A 22,366-nucleotide genomic window follows, 5' to 3' on the forward strand; every position below is an offset into this window, starting at 1 on the left:
GGCGGTGACCGTCCGGGTGACGGTCACCGCCGATTGCGTGGTCGAACCGTCAGGCGGCCGAGCAGGCGGTGTCCAGCTCCTTGATGGCGGCTTCCAGGGCCTTCTTGCTGGGCTTGGCGTCGGCGGACTTGTTGTACGCGTCGCTCAGGCCCATCATCTCGTTCTGGATTTTCTCGGAGGCGGCGGTGACTACCTCGTTGGCACCTATCGAGTGCGCCAGGATCGCGACCGAGCCGGCAGCCCACTGGGCACTGACCGCGAAGTGCCCGGCTGGCGGGCCGATCTTCTCGGCCTTGGTGATCTTGGCCGCGTTGTCTCGGATGTCCTTCTTGATGTCGGCGCAGGCCTTCACTGTGGTCGCGTCATTGGCCGCGGTGCTGGCCGCGGTGGTGGCCGCACCGCCGGTCGGAGCGGCGCTGGAGGCCACCGGGGACGGCGAGGTTGCGGTGCCCTCAGATTCGGGCTGCGGATCGCAGCCGGACATGGCGATCGCCGACGCAGCGGCCAAGCCAGTCAAAACGAGTCGAGTTCGGTTCATCGATGTTCCCCCATGATCTTCATGTTCGGCGCACGCTACCAGCCCCGGTCGGACGGGTGGGATCAGTTAGTGGGCCGACGAGCACCGAACCCTAGGTCTGGAGCCCGCGACGCGGTGTCCAGGGCATCCTCCGTGGTGACGTCTTCCGCGAATCCGAAGGCGTCAGCTTGGCATCCCGGAGGCAGTGAGGCGGCGTCCGCTCATGCCGAGATGAGGAAGGCGTTCGTATGGTGTGTCACCGCAGTGCTGCCGCGAGTTCGGCGGCGTTGTCGAACGCGGGTGCCGCCCTTTCGGATTCGTCTTCCGTGAGCGTGACGGACTGGGCGCGGGCCAGCATCTCGGCCGCAGTCTTTGGATCGTGCAGCACCATCGCAAGTTCGGCGCGGTAGACCAGGACCTCTACCTGCTCGACCCGGTCGTCGTCGGCTTGCGGGCGGGCCAACGCGGTGTCGAGGATCCGAACGGCCTGTCCGACGCTTCCCCTGGAATCGGCCTGCACAACAGCATTCGCCAGGGCCTTGGACAGCCGCCCGGCAGGGGTGGCGGCCGGCATGGGTGCGGTGGCGGCGTCCCGAAAGACGCGGATCCAGTTGCCGCCCGGGTCGATGACGCTGAATCCGCCCAACCCGTCGGCGTTCTTCCGCGCCCTGGGCCGGGTCATCCGCGGCGTTCCGGACACCAGTACCTTGCCGTACGCGGCGCGCATGCCGGCTGCGAATGCCCGATGCAGTCCCTCGATGTCCGCGGTGAGTACGAGACAGGAGCCATAGGACTGCTCCGGGTCAAATCCGGCGATCTCGAAGAACTGCAGATGCAGGTCTTCGCGCTGCACCCCCACACAGGCGTTGGGCTTGCGTTGCTTGTACGTGGTGCGGAAACCGAGAACTCCGTAGAAAGTCTCGATGTCGTCGATGGATGCGCACGGCAGCAGGGGAACGGTCCGCTCGTTGGTCATGCCTCCTTCCTAGGCGTCACAGGGTGTCCGTCGCACATGGAAATAGCCGATCGTCGTCTTCGATCAGCCGCCCGGGCAGCGGGTGTCGCCGCCGCTGTGTTCCATGCAGTACCCCGGCGGGCCGGGCGTCGTCGCTGCCGGCGCCGGATCCAGGCCCTGGCCGGCGGAGGCAGCGAGCGGCACGGCGGGCACGGCGATCACGACGGTTAGCACCAGGAAGACGACTGCTGTGCGTACGAGCCGCAGTTGGTACGCGACGAGCGCTACGAGGGCCGGCCCGGCGGTCGCGACCAACGCGGCGATCAGCAGGGCCAGGCTGGCCCGACGCTGGATGTCATCGAGTTCGCTGGGCTGGTTGTCGTAGCTGGCGCTCCACTGCTCCAGGATGATGCCCACCCACCACAGGGCCGCCGCGATCAGTCCGCAGATCCAGAGCAGGACCAGGAGTGCCACGATCGGGCCACCCCGTCGACCTGTGCCGACCGCTCCTGACGTCATGCGGTCCAGCCTGGGTGGCTCAGGTTGGCCGGGCATGAGTCGGCGTACTCAGGTTTGCTCGGCGAGGGCCCGCGGGAACTCCACCCGGTCGAACCGGTGTGCCGTTGGCGCGGGTCGACACGTCGGGTCGCCGTACACCAGCGTGATTCGATGCGACACCGGACCGGATGCGGCGGATGTTCAACCAATCAGCGTGTGACTCGGGCCGCGTTCCGCCAACCGACGCGGTCGGTGCTCAAGGGCTCAGGCAGGACCGAGCGGGCCGTGCGGATCTCGGAGATCTTGTATGTTCCGCACTGACGATCACAGACGTGAGTGGAAGGAACGACAAGTTCACATGCGACGGAAGATTTCGGTAGGCATCCTCCTGGCACTGGCCTTCCTGGTCCCGGCGACACCGGCGGTGGCGCAGACCAGATCGTCCGGTCTCACCGAAACATCCTGCGAAGCTATCGTGTACGAGGATATTCGCGAGCTTGTCACCGTCGACCTCGATACCGCCTCCGACACCGAGGTGCGGGTGCTGGCGAACCAGATCATGTCCGCGGCGGTCGCCGACTCGTTGACCGTGTTGCCCGGCAGAATCCAGGCGCGGCTGGACGGCACCGCGAATGATCTCCGCGCGTTCCTCAAGACGAGCCTGCAGACCACCTGGAATACGGATCTGCGGATCGCGGCGAACCGAACGATGCCGAACGCTGGTGCCAACGTGCACGCAGCCGCGCAGGAGGCGCTCGACAACGGGACCACCGATGTCCTTCTGGCTTACCTGAACCACGGCCTGTACATCGCACGTGCGCTCGACTCCGGGTCCCTCAAGCTGTACACGGATATTCGCGAGCTTGTCACCGTCGACCTCGATACCGCCTCCGACACCGAGGTGCGGGTGCTGGCGAACCAGATCATGTCCGCGGCGGTCGCCGACTCGTTGACCGTGTTGCCCGAAACAATCCAGGCGCGGCTGGACGGTACCGCGAGTGATCTCCGCGCGTTCCTCAAGACGAGCCTGCAGACCACCTGGACCATCGATCTGCGGATCGGGGCGAACCGGACGATGCCGAACGCTGGTGCCAACGTGCAGGCAGCCGCGCAGGAGGCGCTCGACAACGGGACCACCGATGTCCTTCTGGCTTACCTGAACCACGGCCTGTACATCGCACGTGCGCTCGACTGCACGTCCTAGCCAGCGGCGTCAGCATCGGCCTGACGTCTCGGAGGCCGTCGGGTGTCTTCGGCGGCTGTGGCCGGCGGGCTCGGGTGGGCCGCTCCATGAGGGGCGGGCCACCCTCTCGGCGGGCCCGACAGGTGGGAAATCGGGCGGTTCTTCCTGTAGTCCGCTACCGCAGTTGGTCGCGGCGGCGGATCAGGTTGGCGGTCTGGGCGGTGTTGCCGGCCAGCTCGATGGCTTTGTCGTAGGCAGCGCGGGACCGCTGGGTGTGGCCCAGTCGGCGTAGCAGGTCGGCGCGGGTCGCGTGGTACGCGTGATAGCCGGCCAGCTCGTCCTCAAGACGGTCGACGGCCGCCAGCGCCACCTCGGGCCCGTCGAGCTCGGCGACCGCGATGGCCCGGTTGAGGGCGACGATCGGCGAGGAGTCGAGGTGGGCGAGTTGGTCGTAGAGGGCGACGACCTGCCACCAGTCGGTGTCGCGGATGTCGCGGGCGGAGGTGTGCACGGCGTTGATCGCGGCGAGGATCTGGTAGCGGCCCGGAGCCACGCCGGCGGCGGCAGCGGCGAGGCGCTCGCGCACGAGCCGGTGACCCTCGGCGAGCAGCGCCGCGTCCCAGGCCCCACGGTCCTGCTCGTCGAGGGTGACCAGTTCGCCGCTCGTCGAAACCCGAGCGGGGCGGCGGGCCTCGGTGAGCAGCATCAGCGCCAGCAGGCCGGCCACCTCGCCGTCCTCCGGCAGCAGGGCGCGGATCAGGCGGGTCAGCTGGATCGCCTCGGCGGTCAGCTCGTGACGGATGGGATCGGTGTCGGGGCCGGTCGCCAGGTAGCCCTCGTTGAAGACGAGATACAGCACGGCGAGTACGCCGGAGATCCGTGCCGGGAGATCCGCGGCGGCCGGCACACGATAGGGGATCCGAGCCGCCTTGATCTTGGCTTTCGCGCGGGTGATCCGCTGTTCCAAGGTGGTCTCCCGCACCAGGAAGGCACGGGCGATCTCGGGCACGGTCAGCCCGCCGAGCATGCGCAGCGTCAGTGCCACGCGGGCTTCCATCGCCAGCGCCGGGTGACAGCAGGTGAAGATCAGCCGCAGCCGGTCGTCGTCGATGACGCCGAGAGATTCAGGTGGGGTGTCGTCGTACACCATCTGAGCCTCCCTGTGCTTGTCGTCGCGCTTGTTCTCGCGCCGGATCCGGTCGATGGCCTTGCGGGTGGCGGTGGTGGTCAGCCACGCGCCGGGGTTGGGGGGAACGCCGTCGGCGCGCCACCGTTCCACGGCGGTCGCGAACGCCTCGGCCGCCGCCTCCTCGGCGATGTCGAGGTCACCGAAGCGCCGAGTCAGCGAGGCGACCACCCGGGCCCACTCGTCGTGGTGGGCCCGGGTGACTGCCTCTTCAACGTCGCTCACTGGAACGGCCGCACCTCGATCTTCCGATCGCAGACCTTCGACGCCTCCGCGGCGAGCTTGAGCGCCGCATCCAGATCGGGGAGCTCCCACACCCAGACGCCGGCGAGGTACTCCTTCGACTCCACGAAAGGCCCGTCGGTGAACACCACCTGCTCGCCCCGGTTGTCGATGACGGTTGCCGCGTCGGTGTCCGCGAGTCCGCCCGCGAAGACCCAGTAGCCCTCGGCGATCAGCCGTTCGTTGAACGCGCTGATGGCAGGCTGCCTGTCCGTGCTGCCGGGATTGCTCTTGTCATCGATCACGGAAGCCAGGTACCGCATCTGAAGATCGTCTCCTGTGGTGTCAAGAAGGGTTGTTCGGTGGTCGGGGGCTTCAGGCCATTGCATACCGCGGGCGCCCGGCCGGCCGGTGGACCTGGATCGTCACGCCCTTCGCGTCGACCCGCGACTCGACCAGGTCGAGCGCTAGATCCGGACCGTTCTCCGGGAACAGTCTTGCGCCCTGGCCGAGGATCACCGGGATCACGATCAGGGTCATCTCGTCGACCAGATCGTTCTCCAGTAGCCACCGGGTCAGGGCGCCACTGCCGTGCACCTGCAACTCACCCCCTGGCCTGGCCTTCAGCTCACCGATGGCCGCCGCCAGGTCAGCGCGGAGAACGGTCGTGTCCTCCCAACGCGGTGCGGAAAGCGTGGTCGAGGCCACGTACTTCGGGCTCTCGTGCAAGGCCACGCCGATGGGATGAGCGCGCATCTCGTCGATCGATCCCCAGGTGCCGGCGAACAACTCGTAGGTGCGCCGACCGAACAGGAACGCGTCGGCGCGCTGGTAGGTCTGCGTGATGAACGACCTGGTCTCGTCGGCACCCGCACCCCGGCCCCATCCACCGCGCTCGAATCCGTTCCTGCGGTCATCCGACGTGGCGCCGTTTCCCTGCATCACTCCATCGAGGGTGATCTGGGTCACGGTAGTCAGCTTCATGATCGCGGTTCCTTCGCCTTGGCGCCACCTCTTCCGGGCGGCCTTACCCCTGCTACGAACACCACCGCCCCGATCCGACACCTCTTCCCGAACTTCTTCGAAGAATCATCCGGAACGCCCGGCCGTCATCGCTCCGACCGCTCATCCCCGCGGCGCCCGGGAGGTTCGGACCGTGATGGCCGTGTCCCGTCTTCAGGGCAGCGGGTACGCGGTTAGACGGTCGGCGAGTTGCCTCGGGTGGCTGAGCGCCACCGAGTGCCCGCCGTCTATCTCGTCCGGGACGACGCCGAGCCGGTCGGCGGCCACCCGGCGCTGGAAGTCCGCCGGGAAGAACCGGTCCTCGCGTGCGATGAGCACCGTCGTCGGCACGTCCGGCCAGGCGTCCAGGGGCCACGGCTCGTTCCCTTCCGCGCTCACCTGCTCCCGGCTGTGTGTCGCCGCCGCGGCGACGATGTCAGCGGGCACGCCGTTGTAGAACTGCTCCTCCTCGCTGAGCCCCTCCGCGCCGCGGTAACCGGTGTTGGCCCACCAGTCACCGGGCCTCTCACCGGGCTTGGGGACCATCGGTGTGAGCAGGACGATCAGCCGTACCGGCACCTTGTCGGCGATGAGCGGCGCGGTGAACGCACCGTACGAGTGCCCGACGACCACGAGGTCGCTCCGGTCGCCAATCGCGTCGACCACCGTCTGGCCGAACTCGGCGAACCCCGCGGACCTGTCCTCGATCGGCAGCTCCGGTGCCACCACGTCGTGGCCGCGACTGGTCAGCTCGGGGACAAGGAGATGCCAGTCCCAGGCGCTGCCCCCACCCCCGTGGATCAGAACGAAAGTCGCCATGCCCCGAAGCCTCACACACCGGTACGACAGCCACCGCTCCCGACGCACCCACTCATCGGCAAGGCCGCGAGCGATGGCTGTCGTTCACTGTCCGAGAGTGCGGTAGCGGAGGTGTACGACGCCATTGTGGAATCGGCGCTCATCGAGAAGCTCAAGGTTGGCGCGTACGCCGGTCGGCAGCCCTGGCTTTCCCCCGCCGACGACAATGGGCAGGATCAACAGCTGGCACTCGTCGACAAGCCCGGCCCTGAAAGCCTGCGTCGCGAGGTTGGCCCCTCCTACGGTGAGATCGCTGCTGGCCGTGGCCTTCAGTTCGCGTACCGCGTCGGGGTCGAACCGTCGTTCGAGTCGGGTGTCGGCAGTTGACACCGCGGGAAGGGTCGTGGAGTAGACGACCTTGCTCGCCGCCTGCCAGGCGCTCGCGAAGCCGGCCGTGAGGTCGGACTGCGCGGCCAGAGCCGCGTTTGTCTCCCAGACGGCCATCGCCTCGTACAGGCGTCGCCCGTAGAGGAACGTGCCCACGGACCGCACCAGGTCGGTGGTGAACGCGAATACCTCGTCGTCAACCGGGAAGAAGTCGAATGCCGCGCGTTCGTCCTCGATGTAGCCGTCAAGCGACACGTTCGTCAGGTAAATCAGCTTCGCCATGCCTCCACCTCTCGATGATCAGCCGCAACGGCTTGGGCATTCTTCAGCGCGGCGTCCAGCTTGGTGAACGCTTGGCGCCAACCTTCCTCGCTGGGGTGCGCCAGGTGCTCGGGGAGCCACTGGCGGATCTCCAGTCGCGTCCGTCCGTCGGCCTCGTCGTGGAACTCGATCCGGAGTCTCGTCTCGAACGGCTCGATGCCCTCCTGCAGCCGGCCACCGACGTGCATGACGCCGTCGAGTAGTTCGCCGTCGGCGACGTCTGTGAGGTCGACGTGGATGTGCACGCGAAGACCGGGGTCGGATGCGTTGACCTCCGTCCACCGTTGAAAGCCGCCGGGGCGCACGTCGAACTCGATCTCGTCGCGCGGCAGTGAGTTGCCGGTCGGGCCCCACCACGCCGCCAGGTGATCGGGATCGGTGAAGGCCCGATAGACGAGCTCCCGTGGCGCGTCGAACACGCGGGAGATGACGAGCTGCGGAGTTTCGGTCTTCATTCGATCTCCCTGGGCTCGTCGGCCGTCCGGTCCGTTGCCCGTCCGGCGGCCTGGACCGCGGCGAGGTGGGCATCGAGGCGGGTGAGGGACGAGTCCCAGAGCCGCCGGTAACGCTCGATCCAGTCGGCCGCCTCGCGCAGCGGGGCGGCCTCGAGGTGGCTCGCGCGCCACTTGCCCGACCGCGACCGCGAGATGAGCGCGGCACGCTCGAGCACCTTCAGGTGCCGGGACACCGCTGGCATCGAGATGGACAGAGGAGCGGTGAGTTCGGTGACCGTGGCGTCGCGTTCGGCCAGCTCGGCGACGATTGCCCGTCGAGTCGGGTCGGCGAGCGCCGAGAACACCGCGCTGAGCTGATCGGTGCCAGCCATCGAAGCCCCTTTCATTTAACCACTGTGTTAAGTGTATTGCCGCGTGAGCGATGTCGTCAACGGACCGGTCGCCCGGCCAGCTCGGTCCCGCCGCCTGCCGGCGTCGCCGCCGTCGATCGGTGCCGGTCGCTGACATGGCATCCAAGGAGTACGATGGCGTCTGCGTGAATCGACGGGAGCCGCAACTCCTTCCGATTCGCCTGGGGAACGGAGGCCGTGCACGCCACGACCTCCAACCGCTGGCCTGGCTGTTGCCAGGCTGGCCGGGGGCGGCCTCGAATTCCGGTCGCTGCCTTAGCGGGGCCGACCGATTTTCTGGGTCGCCCACACCCTCCCAGGTGATTGGAAGGTGGTTCGATGATCGATCCACGTGTCACAACTGAAGAGCCTGAGCAGAGTCACCTCCCGTTGCGGTGGGTTGTGATTCTGGCCGTCGGCACCGGCGTGGGACTTCTGATCGGTTTTGCGGCTGGTCCCGCCGCGGGTGTGACGGTGGGCGTCGCGACGACCGGTTTGCTTCATCGCGTCGTTCGCTAGCCCGACTCAGGAATGCCTGAGATGCCTCAGGCACGGAGAGGTTTCGACCGGTTGCCCCGCGCCTGCCGAAACCGTTTGGCCCTCGGCGCTGCCGAGGGCCAACTTCGTGCCTGGGTGTAGGTGCGGGAGATGGCGACGGTATGCCCCTGGTCCTACGGTGTCGCCTCTCGATGCCAGGTCTCGGCGAGGAGGGCGTACGTGTAGCCGTCCACCCAGCCCCGTTCGGCGTGCCAGGAATCGCCGACGCCGTGCTGCTCACGACGCATGCCGACCTTCTCGAGGATTCGCACCGAGGCGAGGTTGTCCGCGAAACAGCCGGCGGTGATCCTCCGAATGCCCAGCCGGTCGAATGCGTGCGCCACCACCGCGGTGACCGCCTCGGTCGCGTAGCCGTTTCCGGCGTAGGCCGGATCGAAGATGTATCCGAGGTGGGCCTCGGTCCGTGGTGGCATGCCGGGTTGACCCATGCCGTCGACGACGTCGAGCGAGACGGTTCCGATCACCACGCCGTCGAGCGTCGCCGCCATGCTGTGGTCGTCAGGGTCTGCGGCCGCGCGTCGCCATACCGTGCGGAAGGAGTCAGGGTCGACCTGCGTGCGCAGTAGCCAGCGCGTGACCTGCGGCAGATTGCGGTACTCCAGGATCCGGTCGACGTCCTCGTCCCGCACCGGGCGAAGCTCGAGGCGTTCGGTGCGGATGGTGGTGTTCTCCATGAGGCCGCACGCTAGTGGACGCAGCCCGGCGAGACGCCCGAATATCGGGCCGCCCGGCCCGACATCGCGCACTGTCCGAGCGCTAGATGCAGAGTCGCAGCCCGGCCCATCGGTGCAGCCATCCCTTGGCCTCCACGCGGCGCTGTACCGTCGCGCGGCCCGCTGCGTCGTCCATGGCCGGAGACGGGCGGACAACCATTCCCACCAGGTCGGTCAGCCCGTGGCAGGCCACCAGGCGAACAGAGTCACCCCGCAGAGTCACCGCGACGCACGTTGCCGTTTCGGGCCAGCGCGATATCGCGTCCAGGGCCGACGTGTAGGGCGCATCGCCGTTGCGCAGGTGCATCCGTGCTTGATTTCGAATCTCCCACGGCACCTCAGGCAGGGCCCTGACGGCTCGGGCTTCGGCGCGTGCGTCCTCGCGTGGGTCCAGCTTCTCCCGGTCGAAGTAGGCGACATCCACGTCGCGCTCCGGCGCGACCGGGAGGCCGCTGATCGCGTCCCAGACGCGGTTGCGTACGAAGCCGGCGCCGATCCACCAGTCCGGTAAACCAAGGTCCGCCGTAGCCCGAAGGACACCCATCGCGCGCGGATCTGACTCGATCACGCCCACAACGTCCTGCGCGCTCACGACCATCTCAGGGACCCTCATTCGTGCCCGAGCGGCGGGACCTACGGTTTGCGGGCAAGGAGCCCGACGAAGGTGTGATAGGTGTCGGTCTGCTTCGGAGCGGGCGTACCGGGCTCCGAACGCCACTCGGCCAACGGCACCAGCCCCGGGTCCAGCACCGTCAGCCCATCGACGAACGAGAGGATCTCCTCGTCGGTACGCCAGCGGCCGGTGCCGAGCGACTCGTTGAAGACCCGCTCGACCTCGCGAGCCTTACGGGAGCCCTCGGGGTCTCGCTCGCCCGGGTCCCGGAAGTGCGAGATCGCCACGTAACTGCCGGAGGGGAGCGCGTCGATCAACTCCGCCGCCACCGCTCGCGGATCCTCGTCGTCACCGAGGTGGTGCAGGATCGCGAAGAGCAACAACCCGATCGGCCGGTCGAAGTCGAGGAACCGACGTGCGTCCGGGTGGTGGAGGATCTCCTGCGGTGCCCGAACGTCCGCTTGGATCACCGTCGCCGTGCCCTCCGCGGCGAGCAGGGCCCGTCCGTGGGTCAGGACGATCGGATCATTGTCCACATACACCACCTGCGCCTTCGGATTGTGCTCGGTGGCGACCTCGTGCACGTTGCCCTGGGTGGGCAACCCTGATCCGATGTCGAGGAACTGGTCGATGCCCGCCTCGGCGACAAGGAAGCGGATCACCCGACGCAGGAAGGCCCGGTTCGCCTGGCCGGCTGCCGGCCCGTCCGGTGTGATCCGCAGAGCGTGCTCGGCGACCTGTCGGTCGACCTCGAAGTTGTCCTTGCCGCCCAGGAAGAAGTCGTAGACCCGGGCCACGCTCGGAACACGGGGGTCGATGCCGGGGGGTGCCGCCTTGTCGCGGGTCACAGGCGTCTCCATTCGATCGGGACGGACGCAGGCTCGGGTCTGCGGGCGGTGCCGGATTCCGGCGAGTGTAGCGAGCGGAAGGCTTGAATTCCGCCCCGATGGTATCGCTCCCAGCGAATGGCCCCCTCACCAGCGCGCTCACCGAGCGACACGCCGTAACGGACGCCGGCCCGGCATTTTCGGCCGGGCGCGGCACGGATCCGTACTGAATCCGGTGTGATGCCACAGGGGGTGGACGCACAACGCGCCGGACAGCTTCCACCCTGAGGTACGGACAGGACCAGGTGATCTCGGCGGCGCACCGACCCACGGGGAGGGTCGGGCCGGTCGTCGGCCGAGGCGTGAGATGCGTTGGCGATCATCGATATGTTTGGCGCATCGTCGACCTATGACAGGCGTCTGTTCGTCCTCGCTGTTCCGCCGGCTGCGACCGGGTCTGCTGGCCGCCGTCGTGGTGTCGACCGCGGTACTCGGATCCGCTCTGAGCGTCGCACCGGCGGCCGACGCCGGCACCGCGGCGCCCGCCGCGTACCCGGGGGTCGGTCCGGCGCCCGGTGGGGCCGCGGCGTCCGTCGTGGAGCCGACCGCAACCGCGCCGCCACCGACCGCGCCCGGCACGCCGAACACCTCGCCCTTCCCGCCGAGCGCGCCAACGAACCTGACCGCCAGCGAGGTACGGACCGGGTCGGTCACCCTCACCTGGACGGCCGCCACGCCGGGCTGCTGCGCCATCGCCGGCTACGACATCACGTACTACCAGGCGTTCGACGACGTCATCTACAGCGCCAGCGTCGGGGCCGTCACCACTGCCACGATCACCGGCTACCTCCGGCCGGGCAACCAGTACTCGTTCCGGGTGGCCGCCCGGGACGGCCTCGGACACCGCTCGACGTCGACGGACGCGCTGACCGTGGTCACCCCGGTGACGGACACCGGCCCGGACACCACCCCGCCGAGCGCGCCGCAGAGCCTGACCCTGGGCGAGGTGACCGCGTCGACCGCCGCGCTGTCCTGGTCGCCGTCGACGGACAACGTCGGAGTGCTCGGGTACAACGTCTACCGGTTCGACGGCTGGTTCAGCTCGACACTTGTCGCCACCGTGCCGGGAACGACGTACACGGCGTCAATACCCCCGTCGACGCCGCTGCGTAACCTGTACTACGTGCGGGCCCGGGACGCGGTGGGCAACGTGTCGATCGCGTCCAACACGGTCACCGTGCCCACGACGCCCACTCCGCCGCCTCCGCCGCCCTCGACCTGCCGGGTGACCTACCGCAACCAGTCCGAGTGGCCGGGCGGTTTCGTGGACACGGCGACGGTTCAGAACGTCGGGCCGGTACCGATCGACGGCTGGATCGTCACCTTCAGCTTCCCCGGGGACCAGCAGATCACGTCGGGATGGAACGCCACGGTCAGCCAGACCGGCACCACGGTGACCGCCCGCAACGTCGACTGGAATCGCGTCCTCGCGCCGAACGGCTCCGCGACCTTCGGCCTTCAGGGTCGGTGGAGCGCCAGCGCCACGCCGCCGACCGCCTTCTCGGTGAACGGCGCTCCCTGCACCGTGGGCTGATCGCGGCCCGGCGTGGGCTCTCTTGTGGAAAGAGGAGTCTCGTGAACACCCATCCGGCCGCATCCCACCGCCGCCCCAGGGCCCTGATCGGGGCGTTCCTGGCTGGCGTCCTCGTCTGCGCCACGCTCGGCGGCACGCCCGCGCCCGCCTCCGCCGCTAACACGCTGAGTATGCGGGGCGCGGATGTCTCCTCCTTGCAGCGCAGCCTGGATCTGGGTGCCAGGTACTACGACGCGGCAGGTGTCGCCCGCGACCCACTGGACATCCTGAGGTCCGTCGGCGTCAACTACGTCCGACTGCGGGTGTGGAACAACCCGATCAGCGGCTACAACAACAAGAGCAGGGTGTTGGCCCAGGCGAGGGCGGCCAGGGCGAAGGGCCTCAAGGTGCTCATCGACTTCCACTACTCCGACACCTGGGCCGACCCCGGCAAGCAGTACAAGCCGGCCGCCTGGGCCGGCCACAGCCTGAGCCAACTGCGTAGCGACGTGTACACCTTCACCTACGACATCTGCTCGAGCCTCAGCCAGCAGGGCACCCCACCGGACAGCGTGCAGATCGGTAACGAGATCAACGTGGGGATGCTGTGGAACGAGGGCAAGGTCGTCAACAACGACTTCGCCCCGCTGGCCGGCCTGCTGAAGCAGGGCTACAACGCGACCAAGGCATGTGGCGGCGGCATCCCGGTGATGATCCACACCGCCAACGCCGACAGCAACGCCAACGCCCGATGGTTCTACGACGGCATCCGCGCGCAGGGTGTGCAGTGGGACATCACGGCCCTGTCGTACTACTGCATGTGGCACGGCACCCTGGCGAACCTCTACAACAACATCGTCGACCTGCGTGGCCGCTACGGCAAACCGGTGGTGATCGCGGAGACCGCGTACCCCTTCACCCGGAACAACGCCGACAGCGAGCCGAACGCCATCGGCAACGCGACCTGTGACGGCATCGGCGCGACCTGGTCCGGGCAGGCCCAGGAGTTCGACTGGGTCCAGAACACGGCCCGCAACGCGGGAGCCATCGGTGTCTTCTACTGGGAACCGACCTGGTACGCCGTCAGTGGCAACGGCTGGGACCCGGCCAACATCAACGGCACCGGAAACCAGTGGGACAACATGGCGGTCTTCGACTGGTCCGGGCGGGTGAACCCGGGCGTGCGCTGGACGCCCTGATCGACGCCGGACGCGCCGACCCGGCCGTAAGGGCCGCGTATCAGGCTGCGCCACCACGAGCGGAACAGCACCCGCCAGATTCCCGTCGTCGTGCTGGAACCCGCGCCGTGACCAGAGGCGGTAACGACAGTGTCCGCCGACGCGGGCAGCCTCCCAGCCCAGGCCGTCGGCGGTAGGCCTCCACCTTTCTTGACCGATCGATCTGGATACGGCTAGGGTCGAGCCGTGGCAAGGACCAAGGAGTTCGATCCGGACGCGGCACTGCGGGCGGCCCTCGACCTCTTCTGGGAGCGGGGGTACGAGGCGACCTCGATGGCCGATCTGGTCGAGCATCTGGGCGTGGCGCGAGCGAGCATCTACGCGACATTCGGCAACAAGCACGACCTCTATCTCAAGGCGCTCGACCGGTACGGCGACCTGGTCGACCCCACCCTGCTTCGTGCTCTGTCGCAGCCGGGTCCGGCGCTGCCGGCCGTACGGGCCCTCGTCGAGCGATACGCGCGCGAGGCCGGCGACGACAGCGGGCGGCGTGGCTGCTTCATCGTCAACACGGCAGTGGAGGTTGCGCCCCACGATCGACAGGCGGCACGTCGTGTGGCGGCGAGCTGGGATTTCCTGGAAACCGCGATGACCTCTGCGTTGATCCGGGCGCAGGCCCAGGGTGAGCTCGCGCCGGGCAAGGACCCGCGTGCGCTGGCCCGGCTTCTGCTCGTGCTGATGCAGGGCATCCGGGTGGTGGGCAAGGTGTCGGGGGAGCCGCGGCGGCTGCGGGACGCCGCCACGCAGGCGCTGGCCCTGCTCGACTGACGGCGGCGCGCCGCCGAGGCGGAGCACTGTTCGCGGGCAGGCTCCCATGGTCGAGATTCGTGCGGGGCGGCTCGTGTCGACGTTCCTTCTCGGCCTTGCGGCGGCAGCTAGTGCGCCAAAAACAGAACGGACGTTCCCGAATTGCAGAGGGAGGGTGAGTGACGATGGCGGCGACCGTCCCCGACGTACCGCCGGGCAGGCTCGGTGCGGCGGCGCACAGTCGTGGCCCGTGGCCGCGACTCGGTGACGCAGGTCAGGACGGCGGGCCGGGAATCTCGCCGGTCGGCCCGGTCTTCGGCTGACGGACCACGACGGCTCCGACCGGGCGGATCTCGCCGCCTCGGCCGATGGCGTTCCCCCCAGAGCGCGAACCGCACCAACACAACAGATCCGACACCCAGAAGGAGTCAACGCCTTGACCGCACGATTCGCTGGAAAGGTCGCCCTCGTCACCGGCGGCGGCGCAGGAATCGGCCAGGCCGTCGCACGAGCGTTCGCCCGAGAGGGAGCGGCCGTCGTCGTGGCGGGTCGCACGCTCGGCTCGCTCGACGGAACCGTCAAGCTCATCGAGGACGAGGGCGGCCAGGCTTCGGCCGTCACCGCCGACATCACCCACTCGGCCGACCTGGCCCGGCTGGTGGCTGAGACCACCGGCCGGTACGGCGGGCTCGACATCGCGGTCAACAGCGCCGGCATCCTGGCCGCGGTTGGCCCGATCGGCGACGTCGACGAGGAGCAGTGGCATCACCTCGTCGCGGTGAACCTCACCGGCACGCTGCTGTCCATGAAGCACGAAATCGCTCACATGCGGGCCCACGGTGGCGGCGTCATCGTCAACATCGCCTCGAACCTCGGTGCTCACGCGCGACGCTCTGGCCTCGGCGCGTACGTCGCGACAAAGGCTGCGGTGAGTGCGCTGACCCGCAACGCCGCCCTGGACCACATCCGGGACGGGATCCGGATCAACAGCGTCAGCCCCGGGCCCATGGACACCGCGATGTCTCTTCGGCCCGGGGAAAGCCCAGCCGACCGCGCGGACCGGATGGCGGCACAGCTGCCGATCGGCCGCGTCGGCACCCTCGACGAGATCGCCGCGGCGGTGCTGTACCTGGCCTCACCCGACGCCGGCTTCGCTGTCGGCACCGACCTGGTGTTCGACGGGGGAGCCACCGCCTAGTTCCACCCATCACCGGCCCGCGCGGGTCGATCCCCGGCCTGCGCAGGCCGGTGCGCCCGGCCGACCTCCCGCGCCCATCAGGACGGCACTCCGGTGCCGTTGTCGCGTCTGGGGCGAGGGGGTCACCACAGGCCCCGCTCCCGGAACTGGGCGAGTCGGTCCGGTGGCAGGCAGTCGGTCAGGTTCCGTTCCAGGTCGACCAGTTCGAGGTCGACCGCGTACACCACGAAATCATCGGTGACCGGCAGCGTGGCCGACCAGTCGCGCCGGTTCAGCCGAGCCGCGACCGCGCACAACAGTCGCCGGAGGATCTCGGATCCGGCCGAGACGTCGGCGTCGCCCGCGTCGAGCAATGCGAGCTCCTGCCGTACCAGTCGCGGCCCGGTGTCGTCGAGGTCGATGTCGGTGCTGGTCTCGAAGTCTTCCGGCGACCAGGCAGCTCGGGCGTCAACCGTGCGCAGGTCGGCGCGCTCCTCGGCGGTGGCCGCGCTGATGCCGAGTGACAGTTGCGGGTCCGGCGTAGCTGAGGGCGAGGCAGGCGATGGGGTCGTCGATCGGCAGCCGTGCTGCCGCGTCCGGAATCAGCGCCACCAACTCGTCTTCGAGGGCGCGGCACGCCACGTCAAGATCGAAGCCGGCCGGTGGTCGGACGTACCGCTCGCGCGTCTGCCTGCCGGTGACCTCGACGAGCCGGAGCAGGCCGTGGTCGTCATGCTCGGCCACCAGTACGGCTTGCGAACGGCCGTGGTGTTCGATCTCGACACGGCTGATCCGCCCATCGGTGTACGCGTACGATTCCCGCCCCGAGCCGCGTCGCGCGACCATGTCCGCCGAGCGCATCAACCCGTCCTCGAAGCGGTACTCGTGCAGGTAGATCGGGCCGTCCGTGTCGAAGTGCGCTACCTCGACAACCTCGTCGCCGTGGCGGAAGAACGTCTCGTAGTACAGGCGGCCGTGCAGAAAACCGCTGTACTCCTCAACCACTGCCACCCGGCCCTGGGTGTCGAACCCGAGCCGCAGGACGTCCACATCCACCGGCGGACGGGCAGCCAGACGACGCCCCGGCCTGAGCAGGTCCCGCTCGAAGCGCAACGGGCGCAGGTCAAGGCCCGGCCAGGTGTACCAGTCCCACGCCTCAACGAGCGCTGTCGCCGCCCGCTTCCGGGACCCGTATTCGTCGGCGAGTTGGGCGAACCGCGCCGCGACCTCAGGCATGCCCAGGATCGTACGGCTCACCGCGCCGTGCCTACCGCCACCCGTCTGCGGGATGCGCTCCCTCGGTCGAGGGAGTCCATCGCGCCGCGCCGGTTCGTAAGGTAGCCGGAGCACCCGTGATCGACGCCGGGCCGTCGCACCTGGCCGTCGGGTGCCGGGACGGGTGCGCTCGGGAGGAGAAGAATGGCAGCGACCGGCACGCCTGTGGTGTTCGTCCATGGCATGTTCCTGCATGCCGCGTCCTGGGCCGGTTGGGTCGAGCTGTTTCGGACGGCGGGACACGCCCCGCTGAATCCGGGCTGGCCGGGTGAGCCGAGCACCGTGGCGGTAGCGCGGCAGGAGCCGGACCGCGTCGCCGGCGTCGGCATCGACGACATCGTCGCGCACTACGCACAGCTCATCGGCACGCTCGGCGAACGGCCCGTCGTCATCGGCCACTCGACCGGCGGCCTGGTGGCGCAGCGCCTCCTCGATCAGGACCTCGTGGTGGCGGCGGTGGCGCTGCAACCTCCACCGATCAGAGGTGTGACCAACCGTGCGCCTTCGAGCATTCCGGTGGGCTGGCCGCTGCTGCGCAACCCGGCGAACCGGCGGCGGGCGTTGTCGCTTACCGCGCGGCAGTTCCGCTACAGCCACGGCAACGCGCTCACCACTGCCGAATCCGACAGGTTGTACCGGCAGTGGGTGATCCCGTCACCCGGCAGGCCGGTCTTCGAGCTGGTGTCGGCGAACCTGTCCCGCCGCTCACCAGCCACGATCGACGCGGCCAACTCGGCCCGGGGGCCACTGCTCATGATGGCCGGTGGAAAGGACCACAGTGCGCCCCGGGCCGTCGTCCGGGCCACGGTCAAGCGGTACCGCGCCTCATCGGCGGTCACCGACTACCAGGAGTTCCCCGACCGCGGGCACTCGATGCCGATCGACAGCGGCTGGCGCGAGGTCGCCGACGCCACACTGGTCTGGATGCAACGCCACCTCCGGTAACCGCCAGGCCGACACCTGCCAATACCGTTCCGAATAGAGGTGGTGGATTGAATCCCGAATTGCGGGAGCTGATCGCGGAGCTGCGTACCGACCTGGAGGCCGACCAGCCCGCGACGTTGGTCTGGGCCCAGATCAACGCGGGCGTTCCGGCCGACACGATTCCCACCGAGCTGCCCCGGCCGGTCCGGGAGTTGCTGGAGACCGCCGACGGCATCCGGGCCGGCGCGTTCGACCTGCCCGATGCCGTGCACATCGGCGACATTCAGTACCACCTCGCGCACCTGCCCGAGTTCACAGGCGTCGCGGACGAACCAAGCGAGTGGCTGGTCTTCGGCCTGCTGCACGAGGAGCCGCTGCTGATCCGACGCGACACCGGCGCCATCTGGTACTTCCCCGCGGAGACCACCGACGAGTGGTTCGCCCGCGAGTTCTTTCTCGATGTCGCGCCGGACCTCGACTCGTTCCTCGCCTACTACGTCTTCGGCGCCGGGTATGGCGAGATCGGCTTCGACGACGACGAGTGGTGGGGCTTCCTCGGGGAGCAGGGTCTGACCGTGCCCGGCGACGATGCCGAGGAGGCGGACGGTTGACCGCGCCACGGGTTCCGTCTCCGGGCCGACCAGCGCCTCTGACACACCGGGGTGTGCCGCGCTGACCGGCTCGGGAAGGAGCACGGCCGTAGCACGACAACAGTGGTTGTCGTGCGATGGCCGCAGGGGACGGGTGCTGGATCAGGCCGCGAGGGTTTGTAGTTCCGCCAGCCCCTCCACAGGTGGTCCCGCCGAGGTTCTTGAACGACATCGTGATCTGGCGCTGGGATGATCCGTTGCTGTGGACCGGTCGACGGTTGAGTCCGGCACTGGCAGGCCGCCTTCGCCATCGGGCGCGTGGGGCATCCGGTGGATAGAGTCAGCCGCCGTCAGCCAATCCCCGAACGAGGAGAACACATGTCGGTCCAGGCCCTTCTCTACCTCATCGCCGTCATCCTGATCGCGCTCGCCGCCCTGCCGCTGCGTACCCGGGGCGTCTCGCTCGCGCTCCTCGGGACGGCCTGCGCCCTGCTCGCCTATGCCTGGCCGGTGATCACCAATTGACCGTGGGCCTCGTCGCCCCGGGCCTTCGCCGAGGTGCGTCAGCCCAACGGACCAGAGCCGGGGATGACGCCCCGGTACAGCCCGGCCGGGCCGTCCCAGTGCAGAACCGCCGTACATGGTTCGGTATCGGTGCGGCGCACGGTTACCGCTACGGTTTTCGTCTCGGGTGGGGGTGCGTGCGCCGCGTCGTTTCGACTCCCGGTGTCGCGGACCTCTCCCGACCGCAGTAGCCGCCCCGCGGTGCTCATCTGCCACTCGAAGGCGGCGTTGGCGCAGCCGTTCGACGGGAGGAGCTTGAACTCGCCAACCACCCCGCGGAACTGGATCACCCGCTGCCTGCTGGGGAAGGTGAAGGTGGTGCTGACCTGGCCGCCAGGGCCGACCTGCCACTGGTAGCCGACAATGTACTCGTGGCAGCCCCCACCGCCACCGGAGGCGCTGCAGCTCACCTCGGTGAGAGTCTCGGGCCGGTCTCCGGAACGGTAGGTGGGAGGGGTCTGTGCGGTGGAGAGCAGGAACAGCATCAGGAAAACCAGGCCTACCGCCGCCACGCACAGGCGGATCCGCTGCTGGTGCAGCGGTGGTCGCTGCCCGTCCGCCTTCTGCTGCGACGCTGTCGCCGCGGGAGGCGCGGCGGACAGCGGGCTGACCCCACCGGCCAGATACTCCTGAAGAACCAGGTGTCGAAACTGATGGCGTGCGCCCGACTGGCGGAGCACTCCCCGACGGTGGGCGTCTTCGAGGAATCGGGGCAGCCCGAAGGGCAACCGGCCGGTGACGCCCAACCAGAATCGGGCCACGAGGAACGAGCCCCACGGGTGGTCGAGCAGGGTGGCCAGGGCATACACCAAGCCGAACACCGCGACAAAAAGTCCGGCGTACCCGATTTCCATGCCCAGCAGATTCGCCAGCAGCAGGCCGATCGCGGCACCGATGAGCGCGCCACCCCGTAAGCCTCGGGATATCGCACGTGCCCGTTCCTTGGCCAGGGCCGACCGCGGGGTGGCCTCCTCCGCATGGATGCTCCGCGGCGGTCCGCCCGTGAAGCCCGCGACCGCGAGAGTGCCGAGACCCGCCATGGCGGCTACGACAAGCCCGAAGGTGGGCCCGAAGACGGGTACGAACAGCAGCGTCGCCAGCAGGGCGACCAGGGAGCCGGAGATCGCGACGAAGCCGGTACGGATGAGCGGGCTCAGCTCCCACCAACCCACGTCCTGCACGCCATGTTCGCTCATGTGCCGGGCCAGGAACATCAACCAGCGTTGTGCCTGCTCCGGGTGGTAGTTGACGTCGGCGGCCGGCGACTGGTCAGACGGGCGGCGGGGTTGCGGCACGTACACCGCGGGGACGAAGGCCGCCACCAGCCGAGCCTCCACCGAGCGCTGCCCGGCGGCGGTCTGTGCCGCCTCCAGCAGGTCCACCGGATCCGCCGTCGGCACGGCCTGGTAGGTGCTGCGGGCCAGGGCCACCATCAGCGGGGAGGAGAACGCCCTCGCCAGCGGGCCATCCCGGTGCGTCCTCAGGTGGGCGAAGACCGGCTCCCAGCGCGGGTCCGGCACCGGCTGGGACAGATAGGCGATGGCATCCTCGACCTCTACCGGCGCCAACTCGACCACCGCCGCGCGGGACAGCACGCGGCTGCGTGCCACGGCCTGCTCGTACTCGTCGCTGCGGCAGGTCACGACAAGCGGCCGCCCTTCCGCGGCGAACCGGTCGAGCCTGTCCATCGCCTGGGCGATGGCGTCAGCGGGCAGCTCGTCGAGGCCGTCGAGGATCGGCAGAACCCGCTGCGTTTCCACCAGACGCCGCGCGAAGGCCAGCGGGTCGCCGTAGTCGGCCAGCACGTCACCGTAGTCCTCGGCCAGCCGACGGGCCACGAATTCATCCAACCGCTCGGCGGTGCCCCAGCCGTGGATCGACAGAAGCACCGGCACCGGCTCGTCCGCGGCAGGACGGCGGATCAGGCCGAGGGTCAGCAACATCGCGAACACGGTCTTGCCCGCGCCAGGGTCACCGAGAATCATCAACTGTCGGTGCGGCAGGCTGTGGAACGCCGTCACGATGTCGTTGTTCGACTCATCGGTCTTCCCGCGCAGCGGCAACTGCTGCCATTCACCCCCGAGTCGATCGTCGAGCACGAATCGCCGGGAGGCGGCTGGCCGGCCCGTCGACGACCAGTGCACCAGCACGGGCGCCGGCCGGGTCACCTCCCGCCGCACCGCCTCCTCCGCCCAGTCCGCCCGGATCCGGATCGCGAGATCGGCAACCGCCCGCCCGATCCGGTCCTCGTCGACAACGGGCGGATCCGCGCGGGGAGCGCGCTTCTCCCAGAGCAGGATGATGGTGGCGACCGCGGTGGACAGCGCCGCGATGTTCTCCGGCCACGTCCCCCATCGCTGAAGCTCCCCCGGACTGTCGGCTACGAGGGCCTTCACCACGCTCGACATGGCCGCCACGAGCAGTCCGGCGCAGAACAGGATGTACCCGGTACGCCGTACCGTGTCCCGTCGTCGTCCCCTCACAGCATGCATCATCGGTCACCGCGGCCACCTGGTCACGCAGCAGATCGTCATTGACCGATGCGGCTTTCGGCAGGCGGCCCTGCCGCACGCTGGGGCCGACCTGAGAGGAGATCGTCGTGGACGACGCCGACCGGCCGGGTCCCCGCCCTGATCACTCCAGCCCTGCGCGCCATGCGTCGCGGTGCGCGTCGAGGTAGTCGGCGGTTGCCAACCAGTAGGGACCGTCCTCTGTCCAGATCCTGGCCCATGGCTGACGCTGCTGTCGGGCGCCCTCACGCAGCAGGTCGTACATGGCTCTGGCGCGCCGGCCCAACATGGCGGCCAGCGCCGGACGGGAAGCGTCATCGAGACCGTAGCCGTCGACGAACGCCCGCAGCCGCGCCGCGGACTGCGGCACCGGCCGGTCTGCGCGGAGACCGGCCATGCTCTGGGCGGCGTACGCGAGGTCCCACAGTCGCGAACCTGGCGCCGCCCCGTCCCAGTCGATCAGCACAAAGCCCCGATCCGACCTGACCAGATTCCACGGTGCCACGTCGTTGTGGCAGATCATCTCTTTCCGGTCGGGCGGGATGACCTGGTTCCAGTTGGCGTCGGCCCGCGGCACGAAGCTGGCCAGCGCCTCGTGCAGGTGCGCCAGCAGCTGTCCAATCGAGCGCAACTCCGCGGCGGAGTAGGTGCCGGACTCCGCACCCATCTCGCCCGGGACGTATTCCAGCACCTGCCTGCCCTGCTCGTCGCGCCCCATCGGACGAGGGCACGCCGTGAACCCGACGGCGTGCAGATGGTCGAGCAGGAGGTCGACCGTCTCTGTCCAGGGCCCGACGGGTCGGCGAACAGTGTCGCCGACTCGCACGACCCCCGTCGTGACGTTCCCCTTCAACACCTCTTCGCGGTTGCTCACCCCGAGATTCTGCCCTGGCGCGGACGCGGCCCGAAGAGCCGGATCTGGTCACCACCGCGCTGTCGTACGAGGCGGCTGCGGACGAGGCGAGTTTCATCGCCGGGTGGCGGGATGCTGTACGCCGCGCTTGGTGCCGGCAGCGCCCTGGCCGGCATCGCGTACGCCTGGCTCCTGCTGCCACCGGTACTCGGGGCGGCCGCGCTCGCCTTGAGGTGAACGAACGGGATCACCCCAGCCGACCACGTCTCGTGCCCCAACGCCGCCGTCGAA

26 protein-coding genes are annotated in these 22,366 nt (G+C 68.9%); 9 read left to right on the forward strand and 17 right to left on the reverse strand.

The genetic code is table 11. The features are described 5' to 3' along the window. Positions 1-49: 49 nt before the first annotated feature. The 3 genes from AB0F61_RS26540 to AB0F61_RS26550 all read right to left on the reverse strand — a co-directional run bounded on the left by AB0F61_RS26540 (position 50) and on the right by AB0F61_RS26550 (position 1,991). A complete protein-coding gene (locus AB0F61_RS26540) occupies positions 50-427 on the reverse strand; it encodes a hypothetical protein (RefSeq protein ID WP_357814690.1) in 378 nt (125 codons plus the stop codon). A 346-nt stretch (positions 428-773) separates the two neighbouring features. After that, positions 774-1,493, reverse strand: coding sequence for a VOC family protein (locus AB0F61_RS26545; protein WP_357814692.1), 720 nt, complete (start codon positions 1,491-1,493; stop codon positions 774-776). Between the two features lie 63 nt (positions 1,494-1,556). Further along, positions 1,557-1,991: a hypothetical protein gene (locus AB0F61_RS26550; protein WP_357814695.1), complete on the reverse strand. Its 435-nt coding sequence runs from the start codon at positions 1,989-1,991 to the stop codon at positions 1,557-1,559. Between the two features lie 337 nt (positions 1,992-2,328). Between AB0F61_RS26550 and AB0F61_RS26555 the strand changes: the two genes are divergently transcribed. Further along, positions 2,329-3,174, forward strand: a complete 846-nt coding sequence (locus AB0F61_RS26555) for a cell wall anchor protein (protein WP_357814698.1) — start codon at positions 2,329-2,331, stop codon at positions 3,172-3,174. 154 nt (positions 3,175-3,328) lie between these two features. Here AB0F61_RS26555 and AB0F61_RS26560 read toward each other — a convergent pair whose 3' ends face one another. The 7 genes from AB0F61_RS26560 to AB0F61_RS26590 form a co-directional block, all read right to left on the reverse strand. Next, positions 3,329-4,564 carry a DUF6596 domain-containing protein gene (locus AB0F61_RS26560; RefSeq protein WP_357814701.1) on the reverse strand — a complete coding sequence of 412 codons (1,236 nt, stop codon included), beginning with the start codon at positions 4,562-4,564 and terminating at the stop codon, positions 3,329-3,331. After that, entirely contained in the window at positions 4,561-4,884 is a 324-nt protein-coding gene (locus tag AB0F61_RS26565) for a YciI family protein (protein WP_357814703.1), read from the reverse strand. The genes AB0F61_RS26560 and AB0F61_RS26565 overlap by 4 nt, the downstream gene beginning before the upstream one ends. Before the next feature lie 52 nt (positions 4,885-4,936). Then, complete coding sequence (locus AB0F61_RS26570) at positions 4,937-5,545, reverse strand: dihydrofolate reductase family protein (RefSeq protein WP_357814706.1); 609 nt, start codon at positions 5,543-5,545, stop codon at positions 4,937-4,939. Positions 5,546-5,737: 192 nt separating this feature from the next. Then, complete coding sequence (locus AB0F61_RS26575) at positions 5,738-6,382, reverse strand: alpha/beta hydrolase (protein ID WP_357814708.1); 645 nt, start codon at positions 6,380-6,382, stop codon at positions 5,738-5,740. An 84-nt stretch (positions 6,383-6,466) separates the two neighbouring features. After that, entirely contained in the window at positions 6,467-7,030 is a 564-nt protein-coding gene (locus tag AB0F61_RS26580; protein ID WP_357814710.1) for a dihydrofolate reductase family protein, read from the reverse strand. Beyond that, positions 7,018-7,524 (reverse strand): SRPBCC domain-containing protein, encoded by a 507-nt coding sequence (locus AB0F61_RS26585; RefSeq protein WP_357814712.1) that lies wholly within the window; start codon positions 7,522-7,524, stop codon positions 7,018-7,020. The genes AB0F61_RS26580 and AB0F61_RS26585 overlap by 13 nt, the downstream gene beginning before the upstream one ends. Next, positions 7,521-7,895 carry a metalloregulator ArsR/SmtB family transcription factor gene (locus AB0F61_RS26590; RefSeq protein WP_357814714.1) on the reverse strand — a complete coding sequence of 125 codons (375 nt, stop codon included), beginning with the start codon at positions 7,893-7,895 and terminating at the stop codon, positions 7,521-7,523. Before AB0F61_RS26590 ends, AB0F61_RS26585 begins: the two co-directional genes overlap by 4 nt. A 357-nt stretch (positions 7,896-8,252) precedes the next feature. Between AB0F61_RS26590 and AB0F61_RS26595 the strand changes: the two genes are divergently transcribed. After that, entirely contained in the window at positions 8,253-8,432 is a 180-nt protein-coding gene (locus AB0F61_RS26595; protein WP_357814717.1) for a hypothetical protein, read from the forward strand. Positions 8,433-8,584: 152 nt separating this feature from the next. Here AB0F61_RS26595 and AB0F61_RS26600 read toward each other — a convergent pair whose 3' ends face one another. From AB0F61_RS26600 to AB0F61_RS26610, 3 genes are all read right to left on the reverse strand, one after another. Beyond that, a complete protein-coding gene (locus AB0F61_RS26600) occupies positions 8,585-9,145 on the reverse strand; it encodes a GNAT family protein (protein ID WP_357814720.1) in 561 nt (186 codons plus the stop codon). Positions 9,146-9,227: 82 nt separating this feature from the next. Beyond that, on the reverse strand, positions 9,228-9,782 hold the full coding sequence (locus tag AB0F61_RS26605) for a nucleotidyltransferase family protein (RefSeq protein ID WP_357814722.1): 555 nt from the start codon (positions 9,780-9,782) through the stop codon (positions 9,228-9,230). A 35-nt stretch (positions 9,783-9,817) separates the two neighbouring features. After that, on the reverse strand, positions 9,818-10,645 hold the full coding sequence (locus AB0F61_RS26610) for an SAM-dependent methyltransferase (protein ID WP_357814725.1): 828 nt from the start codon (positions 10,643-10,645) through the stop codon (positions 9,818-9,820). A gap of 388 nt (positions 10,646-11,033) precedes the next feature. Here AB0F61_RS26610 and AB0F61_RS26615 point away from each other — a divergent pair, with 388 nt between their 5' ends. From AB0F61_RS26615 to AB0F61_RS26630, 4 genes are all read left to right on the forward strand, one after another. Next, entirely contained in the window at positions 11,034-12,218 is a 1,185-nt protein-coding gene (locus tag AB0F61_RS26615; protein WP_357814728.1) for a cellulose binding domain-containing protein, read from the forward strand. 41 nt (positions 12,219-12,259) lie between these two features. Continuing rightward, the gene (locus AB0F61_RS26620) at positions 12,260-13,396 is read left to right on the forward strand and encodes a glycosyl hydrolase 53 family protein (RefSeq protein WP_357814730.1); all 1,137 of its coding nucleotides are present in this window, start codon (positions 12,260-12,262) and stop codon (positions 13,394-13,396) included. Between the two features lie 225 nt (positions 13,397-13,621). Then, positions 13,622-14,203 (forward strand): helix-turn-helix domain-containing protein, encoded by a 582-nt coding sequence (locus AB0F61_RS26625; protein WP_357814733.1) that lies wholly within the window; start codon positions 13,622-13,624, stop codon positions 14,201-14,203. A gap of 415 nt (positions 14,204-14,618) precedes the next feature. Next, positions 14,619-15,380 (forward strand): glucose 1-dehydrogenase, encoded by a 762-nt coding sequence (locus tag AB0F61_RS26630; protein WP_357814735.1) that lies wholly within the window; start codon positions 14,619-14,621, stop codon positions 15,378-15,380. Between the two features lie 122 nt (positions 15,381-15,502). On the opposite strand, the gene AB0F61_RS26635 is transcribed toward AB0F61_RS26630, so the two are convergent. Both AB0F61_RS26635 and AB0F61_RS26640 read right to left on the reverse strand, forming a co-directional pair. Continuing rightward, positions 15,503-15,733 carry a hypothetical protein gene (locus AB0F61_RS26635; protein ID WP_357814738.1) on the reverse strand — a complete coding sequence of 77 codons (231 nt, stop codon included), beginning with the start codon at positions 15,731-15,733 and terminating at the stop codon, positions 15,503-15,505. A gap of 94 nt (positions 15,734-15,827) precedes the next feature. After that, positions 15,828-16,595 carry a hypothetical protein gene (locus AB0F61_RS26640; protein ID WP_357814740.1) on the reverse strand — a complete coding sequence of 256 codons (768 nt, stop codon included), beginning with the start codon at positions 16,593-16,595 and terminating at the stop codon, positions 15,828-15,830. A gap of 183 nt (positions 16,596-16,778) precedes the next feature. Between AB0F61_RS26640 and AB0F61_RS26645 the strand changes: the two genes are divergently transcribed. The 3 genes from AB0F61_RS26645 (at position 16,779) to AB0F61_RS26655 (ending at position 18,673) form a co-directional block, all read left to right on the forward strand. Next, entirely contained in the window at positions 16,779-17,579 is an 801-nt protein-coding gene (locus AB0F61_RS26645) for an alpha/beta hydrolase (RefSeq protein ID WP_357814743.1), read from the forward strand. 47 nt (positions 17,580-17,626) lie between these two features. Beyond that, positions 17,627-18,169 (forward strand): SUKH-4 family immunity protein, encoded by a 543-nt coding sequence (locus AB0F61_RS26650; protein ID WP_357814745.1) that lies wholly within the window; start codon positions 17,627-17,629, stop codon positions 18,167-18,169. 357 nt (positions 18,170-18,526) lie between these two features. Next, complete coding sequence (locus AB0F61_RS26655; protein WP_357814748.1) at positions 18,527-18,673, forward strand: hypothetical protein; 147 nt, start codon at positions 18,527-18,529, stop codon at positions 18,671-18,673. Between the two features lie 38 nt (positions 18,674-18,711). On the opposite strand, the gene AB0F61_RS26660 is transcribed toward AB0F61_RS26655, so the two are convergent. Continuing rightward, complete coding sequence (locus tag AB0F61_RS26660; RefSeq protein ID WP_357814751.1) at positions 18,712-21,195, reverse strand: NACHT domain-containing protein; 2,484 nt, start codon at positions 21,193-21,195, stop codon at positions 18,712-18,714. Between the two features lie 151 nt (positions 21,196-21,346). After that, positions 21,347-21,940 (reverse strand): phosphotransferase, encoded by a 594-nt coding sequence (locus tag AB0F61_RS26665; protein WP_357814753.1) that lies wholly within the window; start codon positions 21,938-21,940, stop codon positions 21,347-21,349. Between the last annotated feature and the right edge of the window lie 426 nt (positions 21,941-22,366).

It is taken from the genome of Micromonospora sp. NPDC023888 (genome assembly GCF_040639415.1).
Lineage (GTDB): Bacteria > Actinomycetota > Actinomycetes > Mycobacteriales > Micromonosporaceae > Micromonospora.